Source organism: Paenibacillus sp. 203 (assembly GCF_037027525.1).
Classification (GTDB): Bacteria; Bacillota; Bacilli; order Paenibacillales; family Paenibacillaceae; genus Paenibacillus; species Paenibacillus polymyxa_B.
Genome location: NZ_JAXCHD010000019.1, coordinates 15,926 through 30,955 on the forward strand (window position 1 = coordinate 15,926; position 15,030 = coordinate 30,955).

Annotated in this window: 1 protein-coding gene; it reads left to right on the top strand. The window is 58.2% G+C overall.

Going from position 1 to position 15,030, the window contains the following annotated elements; all coding sequences use genetic code 11:
• The first annotated feature begins 3 nt into the window (after positions 1-3).
• On the top strand, positions 4-14,949 hold the full coding sequence (locus WA407_RS25310; protein ID WP_442952057.1) for an amino acid adenylation domain-containing protein: 14,946 nt from the start codon (positions 4-6) through the stop codon (positions 14,947-14,949).
• Positions 14,950-15,030 lie beyond the last annotated feature (81 nt).

A 15,030-nucleotide genomic window follows, 5' to 3' on the forward strand; every position in this document is an offset into this window, starting at 1 on the left:
CATATGCTCCGCCGGATTGCTTTTACCGATGAAGAGAGGGGAACGATCCAGATGGCTTTTGAAAAAGAAACGTTGTTTTGGAACGAAAAATTCGGTAGCGACGATTATACCTTGACGCGGCTGCCTTACAGCAAAGCTCCAAGCTCCCTGACGCCCATTATGACAACCGTCGGCGGGACGCTTTCGGAGGAAGTGGCGCAGCGCGTCCTTCAAATGAGCAAGGGCGCTCCGCTGGCCACTTTTATGATTTTGCTCGCCGGTGTTCAGTCGCTCTTGCATAAATATACAGGCGCTTCTGACATTCTGGTCGGCATGCCGGTTGTACGGAAACCGACGGAGACGCGCCGATCCGTTAATCATACGATCATTTTGAAAAACTCGCTTTCGGCGGGTGCGACTTTTAAAACGCTTCTGAGCGAGCTGAGGACTTCCTTGCCGGAAGCGATTCAGCATCAACATATTCCGTTCTTGAAAATGACGGAGAAGCTGGACCTGCAATATGCAGACGGGATACCCGTCGTCCATACGCTAGTATCCCTTAAGGAGCTGCATCTGGACGAAATCGGGCAAAACGTGGTCACGGATTGTTCCTTTGAATTCAGCTTAACCGGCGGGACGATACAGCTAGCGCTGTCATATAACGAGCACTTATATGACTCCGAGTTCATGACTCGGGTCGTCGGCCATCTGAATCGCCTGCTGGCCGTGGGGCTTCACGAGTTGGAGCTGGACATCGTGCGGGCGGACATGCTGTCGGAGGACGAGAAATTTCAATTGCTGCAAAGCTTTAACGATACCGAGAAGGACTATCCCCGTGATCGGACGATTCATCAGCTCGTGGAGGAGCAGGTGAAGCGGGTGCCCGAAGCGACGGCGGTTGTCTTTGAGGGGCGGCGGCTTTCGTACGCGGAGCTGAACGAACGGGCGAATCGGCTGGCGCGGACGCTGCGATCGGTCGGCGTGCTGCCCAATCAGCTGGTAGGCTTGATGGCCAGGAGATCGCTGGAGACGGTCGTTGGCATTCTGGCGGTTCTGAAAGCTGGCGGTGCCTACGTGCCGATCGACTCGGAATACCCGGAAGAACGCATCCGCTACATTCTGGAGAACTCGAACGCGCAGCTGCTGCTGACTCAAAGGGAGCTGTTGCAGCAGGTGCCGTTCGAAGGGACCGTGGTGGCGCTGGATGACGAGCAGGCCTACAGCGACGATGGCTCGAACCTGGAGCCGGCCAGCGGTCCGAACGATCTGGCTTATGTCATCTATACATCAGGTACGACGGGCAAACCCAAAGGGGTCATGCTGGAGCATCGCGGGCTGGTCAGCCTGAAACTGACGTTTGCCCATACGCTTCACACGACCGAACAGGATCGAGTGCTGCAATTCGCCAGCCTATCGTTCGATGCGTCGTGTTGGGAGATGTTCAACGCTCTGTATTTCGGGGCGACCTTATATATACCGTCAACCGAGACGGTTTTGGATGATCAGCTGTTCGAACGTTTCATGAACGAGCATGCAATTACGATCGCCACTTTGCCGCCAACTTATGCGGCTTATTTGAATTCAGACCGCCTGCCGAGTCTGAGCAGGCTCATCACGGCGGGCTCCGCCGTTTCAGCCGAATTCGTGCAGCAGTGGAAAGACAAGGTACAGTACTATAATGCGTACGGTCCGACGGAAGCCTCGATCGCCACATCCGTGTGGGCGGCGTCTACGCATGACACCGAACGCAGAGCGATACCGATCGGACGTCCGATCTGGAACCATCGCTTGTATATACTGGGCGCACAGAATCAGTTGGCGCCTATCGGAGTGGAGGGAGAATTATGCATCGCGGGCGTCGGCCTCGCCCGGGGATATTGGAACCGGCCGGATCTGACGGCGGAGAAATTCATTGAACACCCGTTTGAGCCCGGAGAGAGACTGTACCGGACGGGCGACTTGGCCCGCTGGCTGCCGGACGGAAATATTGAGTACTTGGGCCGGATCGACCATCAGGTGAAAATCCGTGGATTTCGGATTGAGATCGGTGAAATTGAAGAGCAGCTTCTGAAGATCGACTCCGTGCAGGAGACGATCGTAATCGCGCGGGAAGGCAAAAGCGGGCAAGAACTGTGCGCTTACCTGGTCGCGGGCCGCCCGCTTACGCTCGGCGAGCTGAGAAGCGAGCTGGCGCAAAAATTGCCGAATTACATGATTCCGGCGCATTTTGTTCAGCTTCCGCGGATGCCGCTCACGCCGAACGACAAAATCGACCGCAAGGCTTTGCCCGCCCCGGAAGGAAACGCACTGACCGGCGGCGCGTACGTAGCTCCCCGCAATGAAGCGGAGCGGACGCTTGCCGATGTGTGGCAGGCGGTATTGAACGCCGATCGCGTTGGGGTAACGGATCATTTCTTCGAGCTGGGCGGAGACTCGATCAAGTCCATTCAAGTATCTTCGCGGCTTCATCAAGCCGGGTACAAGCTGGAAATCCGGGATTTGTTCAAATATCCGACTATCTCACAGCTCAGCCTGCATGTGAAACCGATCGGACGTACTATCGATCAAGGCGAAATAACGGGTGAAACGGCGCTGACGCCGATTCAGCATTGGTTTTTCGAGAGCTCCTTTGCGGACCCGCATCATTTCAGCCAGTCGGTGATGCTGTACCGGAAGGAACGCTTCGACGAAGAGACGGTACGTCAGGTGCTGCAAAAGCTGGCCGAGCATCATGACGCCTTGCGGATGGTGTTCCGCAAGACGGAACAAGGGTTTAGCGCGCGGAACCGCGCGATTCAGGAAGGCGGGCTGTTCACGCTGGACGTGTTCGACTTCAAGGATGCGGAGAATACCGCGCAGGTTGTGGAAGCGAAGGCAACGGACATTCAAGCGGGTATCGATCTCGAGAACGGGCCCCTCGTGAAGGCGGGACTGTTCCGGTGCGCGGACGGCGACCATTTGCTGCTCGCGGTTCATCATGCCGTGGTGGACGGCGTGTCTTGGCGCATTTTGATGGAGGATTTCGCTCTGGGTTACGAGCAGGCCGGCAAAAGCGAGGAAATTCGTTTCCCTGCGAAAACGGATGCGTACCGCACTTGGTCCGAGCAGTTGGCCGCTTACGCGCAAAGTCCGGAGATGGCGAAGGAACGGGCCTATTGGCAGGCCGTGGAACAAATTGCGGTTCCGGCCGTGCCGAAGGATTTGGAGGCAGAGGTTACGACGCAGCAGGACAGCGAATCGCTGTTCGTCCGTTTGACTCCCGAAGAAACGGAGCTGCTGCTGAAGCGGGTTCACCGGGCCTACAACACCGAAATGAACGATATTTTGGTAACGGCGCTCGGCATAGCCGTTCGCAAGTGGACGGGACACGAAAGGGTGCGGATCAATCTCGAAGGACACGGACGCGAATCGATCGGAACGGATATCGACATCACGCGCACAGTCGGCTGGTTTACGACCAAGTTTCCGGTCGTCCTGGAGCCGGAAACCGACCAGGATTTGGCCTATCAGATTAAACAGGTCAAGGAAAGCTTGCGCCGCATTCCGAACAAGGGGCTTGGGTACGGCGTATGCCGCTATCTCTCCCAATCGGAGGATGGCTTTGTTTGGGGCGCAGAGCCGGAAATTAATTTTAACTACCTCGGCCAGTTCGACGATGATGTCAATCAGGACGAGATCGGCATATCTTCTTATTCCAGCGGCAGCCCGGCCAGCGACCGGCAGGCCCGCAGCTTTGTGCTGGATATCAACGGCATGGTGCTGGACGGCGCTTTATCGCTCGATCTCAGCTACAGCCGGAAGCAGTATCGCAAGGAAACGATGGAAGCCTTCGCTCAGCGGCTTGAGCAAAGTCTCCGAGAGCTCATTACCCACTGCGCAGGCAAAGAAAACACCGAATTGACGCCGAGCGACGTGCAATTTAAAGGCTTGACCATCGCGGAATTGGAGCAAATCGCCCAGCGCTCGGGCCATCTCGGGGAAATTGAAAATATTTACTCGCTTACGCCGATGCAGAAGGGCATGTGGTTCCACAGCGCGCTTGACCGGCAAACGGCCGCTTACTTCGAGCAGACGCGGTTTACGATGCGGGGAGCGCTCGACGTCCAGCTTTTCGAGAGGAGCTGGATGGAGCTTGCGAAACGTCATCTGGTGCTGCGGGCGAATTTTGTGAAAGGACCGGCGGGCGAGCCGCTGCAAATCATATACCGCGACAAGCCGGTCGGCTTTGAATATGAAGAGCTGCTTCATTTGCAGGCGGACGAGAAACAAGCGTATTTGGATAAAAAGGCCGAGGATGACAAGCTTCGCGGCTTCGACATGGAACATGACGCGCTCGTTCGGGTTACGATCCTGCGCACCGAAGAGCAAAGCTATCATGTGCTGTGGAGTTTCCAGCATATTTTGATGGACGGCTGGTGCCTGCCGCAGCTGACGCAGGAGCTGTTTGAGACGTACTCGGCCTTGGCATCCGGCAAGCAGCCAGCGGGAGATAAGGGATCGGATTATGGCGCTTATATCGAATGGTTGGAGAAACAGGACGATCAGGCGGCATCCGGCTATTGGACGGCATTCCTGGCAGGTTATGAAGGGCAAACCGTACTCCCGGGACAAAAGGAACCGGCGCCAAACGGCAGATTTACGGCTGATCACGTCACCGCTGAGCTGGGCAAGGACTTGAGCGAGCGGATGGACCGGGTGGCGAAACAGCGCCTGGTTACGGTCAATACGCTGCTGCAAGCCGCTTGGGGCGTGATGCTGCAAAAATATAACGGAACAAACGATGCCGTATTCGGCAGCGTCGTGGCTGGAAGACCGGCGGAAATCCCGAGCATCGAGTCCATGATCGGGCTGTTCATCAATACGGTGCCGGTCCGCGTCACGAGCGAAGCGGACACCGTGTTCGCCGACCTGATGGCGAAGCTCCAAGAGCGGGCGCTGGAGTCCGGGCGTTATGATTACTATCCGCTGTATGAAATTCAAGCCCGCAGCGTGCAAAAGCAGAACCTGATCAACCATATCATCGCTTTCGAGAACTATCCGGTGGACGAGCAGATGGAGCAGGCGGGCGACCAGCAGCACGGCGACCTGACGATCGCTGACGTTCAGATGGAGGAGCAGACGAACTATAACTTCAACGTGACTGTGGTGCCGGGAGTCGAGATCGAAATTCGATTCGACTTTAACGCCGAAGTGTTCGATAAAGACAGCATCGAACGGCTCAAGGGGCATCTCGTCCATCTGCTGGAGCAGGTGACGGATAACCCGGAAATTACCGTGGGCGAGCTGGAACTTGTGACGGAGGCGGAAAAGGCCGACCTTCTCGGACGTTTTAACGACACCACCACGGAATTTCCGCGCGGGAAGACGCTCATTCAATTGTTCGAAGAGCAGGCGGAGCGCATCCCGGATGCAGCCGCTATCTCCTTGAATGAGCAAGAGCTGACCTACCGCGAGCTGAACGATCGCGTCAACCGCCTTGCCCGTACCTTGCGTAGCTACGGGATATCCAAAGGCCGTCTGGTCGCCATTATGGCTGAGCGTTCGATCGAAATGGTGGTGGGCATGCTGGCGGCACACAAAGCCGGAGCGGCTTACGTACCGATTGACCCGGAATATCCCGAGGAGCGTATCCGTTTCTTGATTGAGGATTCGGGAGCGCAGGTCATGCTGACGCAAAGCCGCTTGCGCAAGCGCCTGGCGGGTTCGGACTCCGTGATCTTACTGGATGACGAGTCCTTTTATCACGAGGACGGCACAAATCTAAATCCGGGCACCGAAGCGACGGATCTGGCCTGCGTCATCTATACGTCAGGCACGACGGGCAAGCCGAAAGGCAACCTTGTTTCGCACCGCAACATCGTGCGGATCGTGCGAAATACGAATTATATCGACATCACCGAACGGGATCATGTCCTCCAGCTTTCGAGCTATTCGTTCGACGGAGCGATTTTCGATATTTTCGGCGCTTTGACCAACGGGGCGCGGCTGGTGCTGGTTCCCCGCGAGACTTTGCTGGAAATCGTCCGGCTGGCGGATCTCATCCAGCGTGAGCGCATCTCGGTCATGCTGATTACGACGGCTTTCTTCAACGTCCTTGTAGATGTGAACGTCGATTGCCTGCGGGATGTCCGGGCGATTTTGTTCGGAGGAGAGCGAGTGTCGGTCGGACATGTACGTAAAGCGCTCGCCCATATCGGACCGGGCAGGCTCAACCACCTGTACGGCCCGTCGGAAAGCACGGTTTATACCACGTACCTTCCGGTCGACTTCGTCGATGAGTCGGCGGTTACCGTACCCATCGGACGGCCGATCAGTAATACGAAGGTGTATATCGTCGACAGCCGGAATAAGCTTCTGCCGATCGGCGTGGCCGGGGAGCTTTGCGTCGGCGGAGAAGGCTTGGTACGGGGCTACAATAACCGGCCGAAGCTGACGGCGGAGAAATTTGTGGACAATCCGTTTGTGCTGGGAGAGCGCATGTACCGGACGGGGGATTTGGCGAAATGGCTGCCGGACGGCACGATCGAATACGTGGGACGGACGGACGACCAAGTGAAAATCCGCGGCTTCCGCATTGAGCTGGGCGAGATCGAAGCTCAGCTTCAGAAAGTGGAGGGAATTCGGAAAGCGACGGTATTCGCGAGGGAAGACGCCTCCGGCGAGAAGCAGCTTTGCGCCTATTATGAAGCGGACCGCGAGCTTACGGCGGCCGAGCTGAAGAGCGTGCTTTTCCAGGAACTGCCGGCCTATATGATTCCGGCGTACCTGATCCAGTTGGAGCGGCTCCCGCTGACGACGAACGGCAAGGTCGACCGCCGATCACTCCCGGCGCCGGAGGAGAGATTGCAGCCGGGCGAAGAACGTACTCCGCCTCGGACTCCGCTGGAAGCCAGCTTGGTGGGGATTTGGAAAAGCGTGCTCGGACTGGAGCACATCGGGGTTCATGATAACTTCTTCGACCTGGGAGGCCATTCCCTGCGGGCGACGACACTGGTGAGCAAGGTGCATCAGGAGCTGAACGTCGAGCTGCCTCTGCGCGACGTATTCCGCTACTCGACGATCGAAGAGATGGCTCTCGCCATCTCCCGGATCGGAGAGCAGTCGTTCTCGTCGATTCCGCTGGCGGGCGCAAGAGCATATTATCCGCTTTCCTCAGCTCAGAAGCGGCTGTTTATCCTGAATCAGCTGGAAGGGGCCGATCAGAGCTACAACATGCCGGGCGTGCTGCTGCTGGAAGGATCGATTGACCGGAGCCTGCTGGAGAAGGCTTTCCGCGGACTGATCGCACGGCACGAAACGCTGCGAACCGGCTTTGAGATCGTACAAGGCGAAGCTGTACAGCGCATTTACGAGAGCGTCGACTTTGCCGTCGAGTACCGTCATGTGAGCGAGGAAGAAGCGCCCGAAGTCGTGCAGGCCTTCATCCGGCCTTTCGACTTGGCGAAGCCTCCGCTGCTGCGGGCGGAGCTCGTAGAGCTGGCAGCCGAACGTTATTTGCTGATGTTCGACATGCACCATATCGTCTCCGACGGGGTTTCAATGGACGTGTTAGTCGAGGAACTCGTTCGTATGTACGGCGGCGAGTCATTAGAGCCTTTGCGCATTCAATACAAGGACTATGCGGTATGGCAGCAGTCGGACGAGCAAAAAGTGCAGTTGAAACGCCAGGAAGCTTACTGGCTGGACCGTTACCGGGGCGAGCTGCCGGTTCTGGAAATGCCGACGGACTATCCGCGTCCTGCCGTGCAGAGCTTTGAGGGACAAACGCTGACGTCCTTCGTGGACGAGGCAACGAACGAAGGCTTAAAGCAGCTGGCCGCTCAAAGAGGAACGACGCTGTATATGGTGCTGCTTGCGGCATATACCGTGCTTTTGCATAAATACACAGGTCAGGACGATTTGATCGTCGGAACGTCGATTGCGGGCAGAATGCACGGAGACACGCAGCCTTTGATCGGAATGTTCGTCAATACGCTGGCGCTCCGCAATTATCCGGCTTCGGAGAAGACCTTCCTGTCGTATCTGGAAGAAGTGAAAGAAACGACCTTAGGCGCTTATGAGCATCAGAATTATCCGTTCGAAGAGCTCGTTGATAAAGTGCAGGTCAGCCGGGATTTGAGCCGCAACCCGCTGTTTGACACGATGTTCTCCCTGCAAAACTTGGAGGATAAAGAGTTTGAGCTGGAAGGGCTGAAATTGTCCCCGTACCCTAGCGAATACGGCACGGCCAAGTTCGACCTGAGTGTGGATGTTACGGAAGAAAACGGCGGCCTGGAGTGCAGCTTTGAATTCGCAACGGCTCTTTATAAGGAAAGCACGATCCGGCGGCTGTCGACTCATTTCGGACATTTGCTTGCGGCGATCGTAAGCCGTCCGGATGCGAAGATTGCCGAGCTGAATTTGTTGACGGCAGAGGAAAAAGAGCAAACTCTAGGCGCGTTTAACCCGGTGCAGCCGGAAGCGGCTCCTGTGGCGGCGTTCCACCGGCTGTTCGAGGAACAGGCAGAACGCACGCCGGAAGCGGCAGCTGTCGTGTACGAGAATGACCGGCTGACGTATGCGGAGCTGAACGAGCGGGCGAACCGCTTGGCGGCTACGCTGCGCGCAAGCGGCATCGGCCGGGAGTCGATCGTCGGCATTCTCGCCGAGCGTTCGGTGGACTTGCTGGTGGCCGTGCTGGCCGTCTGGAAAGCGGGCGGGGCGTATGTGCCTCTCGACCCGGATTACCCGGCGGAGCGCGTGCGGTTCATGCTCGAAGACAGCGGAGCGAAGGTGCTGCTGACGCAAACGCCGCTGCGAGAGCGTGCCGAAGCCTGGCTCGGCGAAGAGGAGCTGGCGGCGGTGCTGTACCTCGACGACGAAGCGTTGTACAGCGACGAGCAGGCGAATGCGCCGATTGTCTCCGGCATTGTCTCCGGCAAGCTGACGGATGCTGTGGACGACGGCGATGAGAGCCATCAGAATGTTGGCACCGACAGCTTCCATGAAGCCCGTCCGGAGGATCTGGCGTACGTGATCTACACGTCGGGAACGACGGGCAAGCCGAAGGGCGTGATGATCGAGCACCGCAGCCTGGTGAACACGGCGGCGGGCTACCGGCGGGAATACCGGTTGGATCAGTTCCCGGTGCGGCTGCTGCAGCTCGCCAGCTTCTCGTTCGACGTGTTCGTGGGAGATATTGCGCGGACGCTGTACAACGGAGGCACGATGGTGATTGTGCCGAAGGACGACCGGATCGATCCGTCTCGTCTGCACTACTGGATTGAACGGGAGCGGGTCACCATCTTCGAATCGACGCCGGCGCTGCTCGTGCCGTTCCTGGAGTACGTGCACGAGCAGGGGCTGGATATGAGCCGGTTGGAGCTGTTGATCACGAGCTCGGACAGCTGCAGCGTGGCGGATTACCGGACCTTGCAGGAACGCTTCGGCTCGTTGTTCCGGATCATCAACGCATACGGCGTGACGGAAGCGGCGATCGACTCCAGCTTCTACGACGAGGAACTGGCGAAGCTGCCGCAGACAGGCAATGTGCCGATCGGCAAAGCGTGGCTGAATGCGAAATTCTACATCGTGGACGCGCATCTGAACCCGGTGCCGGTCGGGGTGCTGGGCGAGCTGGTTATCGGCGGAGTCGGGGTAGCGCGCGGGTACTTGAACCGTCCGGAGCTGACGGAAGAGAAGTTCGTAGACAGCCCGTTCGCCGCGGGCGAGCGGCTGTACCGCACGGGAGACTTGGCGCGGTGGATGGAAGACGGCAACGTGGACTTCATCGGCCGGATCGACAACCAGGCGAAAATCCGGGGCTACCGGATTGAGACGGGCGAGATCGAGTCGCAGCTGCTGCGGGTGGAAGGCGTGCGCGAAGCGGTGGTGCTGGTTCGAAGTGACGCGAACGGGCAGAAGGCGCTATGCGCGTATTACACGCCGGATACCGGAGCGGAGCTGGCGGTGAACGATTTGCGCAGCGCGCTGGCGCAGGAGCTGCCGGGCTACATGATCCCGTCGTACTTCGTGGAGCTGGAGCGCCTGCCTCTGACGCCGAACGGAAAGATTGACCGGAAGGCGCTGCCGGCGCCGGAAGGGGAAGCGGGAAGCGGAACGGAGTACGTCGCACCGCGCAATGAGCTGGAAACGAAGCTGGCGGCGATTTGGCAGGAGGTGCTGGGGCTTGCGAAGGAGATTGGCGTTCACGACAACTTCTTCGACATCGGCGGCCACTCCCTGCGGGCGACGACGCTGGTCAGCAAGATTCATAAAGAGTTGAACGTGGATCTGCCGCTGCGCGACGTGTTCCGCCATTCCACGATCGAGAGCATGGCGGCCGCCATTTCCCGGCTGGATGAGCAAACATTCGTTGCCATTCCGATGGCGGATGACCGAGAGGTGTACCCGCAATCTTTTGCTCAAAAACGTCTCTTTATCCTGAATCAACTGGAAGGCGCGGAGCTTAGCTACAACATGCCGGAAGCGATGCTGCTGGAGGGTGCTTTAGACCGGGCAAGGTTCGAAGAAGCGTTCCGTAAGCTCGTGGCGCGGCATGAAATGCTGCGCACCGGGTTCGAAATGGTGGATGGCGAAGCATCGCAGCGGATTTACCAGGACGTGAATTTTGCCGTGGAGTTCTATCGAGCGGATGAGCAAGAGGCCGAAGAGACGGTTCGCCGTTTCGTCCGTCCGTTTGATTTGGCGAAGCCTCCGCTGCTGAGGGTAGGCCTTGTTGAGCTGGCTCCGGAACGCCATATTCTAATGTACGACATGCATCATATTATTTCCGACGGCGTCTCGATGGAAATCTTTGTTGAAGAATTCGTCCGCTTGTACGGCGGCGAGCAATTGGAGCCTCTGCGCATTCAGTACAAAGACTACACCGTTTGGCAGCATTCGCAGGAGCAGAAGGAACGGCTTCAGCGTCAGGAGGCGTACTGGCTGGACATGTTCCAAGGCGAGCTTCCGGTGCTGGAAATGCCGACCGACTATCCGCGTCCGGCCGTGCAGAGCTACGAAGGCCAAACGCTGGAGTTTTTCTTCGACGCTTCGAAAACCGACGGTCTGAAGCAGCTGGCCTCGGAAACGGGCACGACGCTGTTTATGGTGCTGCTTGCGGCGTATAACGTCCTTCTGCATAAATATTCAGGTCAGGAAGACGTGATCGTCGGTACGCCGATTGCCGGAAGGAATCATGGAGATGTGCAGCCGTTGATCGGGATTTTCTTAAACACGCTGGCTATCCGCAGTTATCCGGCTTCGGAGAAGACATTCCTGTCATACCTGAACGAAGTCAAAGAAACGACCCTCCACGCCTTCGAGCATCAAAACTATCCGTTCGAAGAATTGGTGGACAAGGTGCAAGTCACCCGTGATTTAAGCCGCAATCCGCTCTTCGACACGCTGTTTACGATGCAGAATACGGAGAACGAGGAATTTGAGCTGGAAGGGCTTCGCCTGATTCCTTATCCGAGCGCACTGGATACCGCGAAGTTTGATATCAGCTTGGATGTGGGCGAGGAGAACGGCGGCTTGGATTACAGCTTCGAATATGCGACGGCTCTCTACAAAAGGGAGACGATCGAACGGCTGGCAAAACATTACGAGCAGCTGCTCGTAACGATCGTAAGCCGTCCGGATGCGAAGATCGCCGAGCTGAACTTACTGACGGCAGAGGAAAAAGAACAAATTCTCGGCGCGTTCAACCCGGCGCAGCCGGAAGCGGCTCCTGCGGCCGCGTTCCACCGGCTGTTCGAGGAACAGGCGGAGCGCACGCCGGAAGCGGCGGCCGTCGTGTACGAGAACGACCGGCTGACGTATGTGGAGCTGAACGAGCGGGCGAACCGCTTGGCGGCTACGCTGCGCGCAAGCGGCATCGGCCGGGAGTCAATCGTCGGTATTCTCGCCGAGCGTTCGGTGGACTTGCTGGTGGCCGTGCTGGCCGTCTGGAAAGCGGGCGGGGCGTATGTGCCGCTCGACCCGGATTATCCGGCGGAGCGCGTGCGTTTCATGCTCAAAGACAGCGGAGCGAAGGTACTGCTGACGCAAACGGCGCTGCGAGAGCGTGCTGAAGCCTGGCTCGACGAAGAGGAGCTGGCGCTGGCGGCGGTGCTGTACCTGGACGACGAAGCGTCGTACAGCGAGGAGCGGGCGAATGCGCCGATTGTCTCCGGCATGGTCTCCGGCAAGCTGACGGATGCTGTGGACGACGGCGATGAGAGCCATCAGAATGTCGGCACCGACAGCTTCCATGAAGCCCGTCCGGAGGACCTGGCGTACGTGATCTATACGTCGGGAACGACGGGCAAGCCGAAGGGCGTGATGATCGAGCACCGCAGCCTGGTGAACACGGCGGCGGGCTACCGGCGGGAGTACCGGTTGGATCAGTTCCCGGTGCGGCTGCTGCAGCTCGCAAGCTTCTCGTTTGACGTGTTCGTGGGAGATATCGCGCGGACGCTGTACAACGGAGGCACGATGGTGATTGTGCCGAAGGACGACCGGATCGATCCGTCTCGTCTGCACCACTGGATTGAGCGGGAGCGGGTCACCATCTTCGAATCGACGCCGGCGCTGATCGTGCCGTTCCTGGAGTACGTGCACGAGCAGCAACTGGACATGAGCCGGTTGGAGCTGTTGATCACGAGCTCGGACAGCTGCAGCGTGGCGGATTACCGGACCTTGCAGGAACGCTTCGGCTCGTTGTTCCGGATCATCAACGCATACGGCGTAACGGAAGCGGCGATCGACTCAAGCTTCTACGACGAGGAGCTGGCGAAGCTGCCGCAGACAGGCAATGTGCCGATCGGCAAAGCGTGGCTGAATGCGAAATTCTACATCGTGGACGCGCATCTGAACCCGGTGCCGGTCGGGGTGCTGGGCGAGCTGGTTATCGGCGGAGTCGGGGTAGCACGCGGGTACTTGAACCGTCCGGAGCTGACGGAAGAGAAGTTCGTATACAGTCCGTTCGCCGCGGGCGAGCGGCTGTACCGCACGGGAGACTTGGCGCGGTGGATGGAAGACGGCAACGTGGACTTCATCGGCCGGATCGACAACCAGGCGAAAATCCGGGGCTACCGGATCGAGACGGGCGAGATCGAGTCGCAGCTGCTGCGGGTGGAAGGCGTGCGCGAAGCGGTGGTGCTGGTTCGAAGTGACGCGAACGGGCAGAAGGCGCTATGCGCGTATTACACGCCGGATACCGGAGCGGAGCTGGCGGTGAACGATTTGCGCAGCGCGCTGGCGCAGGAGCTGCCGGGCTACATGATCCCTTCGTACTTCGTGGAGCTGGAGCGCCTGCCTCTGACGCCGAACGGAAAGATTGACCGGAAGGCGCTGCCAGCGCCGGAAGGGGAAGCGGGAAGCGGAACGGAGTACGTCGCACCGCGCAATGAGCTGGAAACGAAGCTGGCGGCGATTTGGCAGGAGGTGCTGGGGCTTGCGAAGGAGATTGGCGTTCACGACAACTTCTTCGACATCGGCGGTCACTCCCTGCGAGCGACGACGCTGGCGGGCAAGGTATTTAAGGAATTAAACGTCAACCTGCCGCTGCGCGACGTATTCCGTCACTCGACGATTGCGGCGATGGCCGAGGCGATCGCCGGGATGGAACGGCGGGAGCATGAGGCCATTCCTCAAGCGGAGGAGAGAGAGTACTACCCTCTATCCTCCGCGCAGAAACGGCTGTTCATTCAGCACACGCTGGATGGAGCGGATCAGCTTTACAACATGCCGGAGCTGGTGCGGGTGGAAGGTGAGTTTGACTTAGACCGGTTGGAAGCCGCCTTGCGGAAATTGATAACACGGCATGAATCGCTGCGCACCGGTTTTGAAATCGTGAAGGCCGAAGCGGTTCAGCGGATTTACCCGCAGGTCGATTTTGCTATCGAGCATCATCAAGCGGATAAAGAGGATGCGGCTCAAATCGAGCAGATCGTCCGCAGCTTCGTTCGTCCGTTTGATCTCGGCAAGCCGCCGCTGCTGCGCGCCGGGGTCATCGAGCTGGAGCCGAACCTGCATATTCTCCTTTTCGACATGCACCATATGGTGTCCGACGGCGTATCGATGGCGATTGTGATCGATGAGTTCTCGAGTTTCTACGCCGGGGAAGAACTGCCGCCACTGCGCATTCAATACAAGGATTATGCCGTTTGGCAGCAGTCGAAGGCCCACCGAGAGCGGATCGGGCGGCAGGAAGCGTACTGGCTGCAAACCTTCGAAGGCGAGTTGCCGACGGCGGACCTGCCGATGGACTACGAACGGTCTGCGGCTCGCAGCTACGAAGGCGCGCATCTGGAGTTCGACGTCGAAGCTTCTCTCTCTGCGCGGCTGCGCGAATTGGCGGCCGAGCGTGAAAGCACGCTGTTCATGGTGCTGCTTGCGGCTTATACTGTGCTGCTGTCCAAGTACAGCGGGCAGGAGGACTTGATCGTGGGTACCCCGGTGGCGGGAAGAACGAACGCCGATTTGGAACCGGTCATCGGGATGTTTGTCAATACGCTGGCGATCCGCAATCGTCCGTCGGGCGACAAAACGTTCTTGTCCTACCTGGAAGAAGTGAAGGAAACGGCTTTGGGTGCTTTCGAGAATCAGGATTATCCATTCGAGGAGCTCGTGGAGCGTTTGAATGTGAAGCGGGAGCCGGGCCGCTTCCCGCTGTTCGATGCCGTTTTCGACTTGCAAAATATTGAAGAACGAGACGCCGAGCTGGAAGGGGTCAGCCTGAAGACTTACGAGCTTGACCATTTGGAAGAAGCGAAGTTCGATCTGACGCTGTTTATGTATGAAAACAACGGGGCGCTGAGCGGGGGCTTCTTCTACGCCACCAAGCTGTTCAAAGAAGCGATGATCCGCACCTTGACCGAGGATTACCTGCGGGTACTGTCTCAAATTGCGGAAAATCCACAACTCGAGCTAAGCCGGATTGAATGTCATAAACCGGCGGCAGGCGCAAAGAGTGCAGTCGATACGATCGAATTCGCGTTCTAATCCTACAAGCGCGCCTCCGCCGTCAAGCGAAAGCGGCGCGCATCCCAAGGAAGACGGCGAACAACGTCCAAGCCCGTAAAC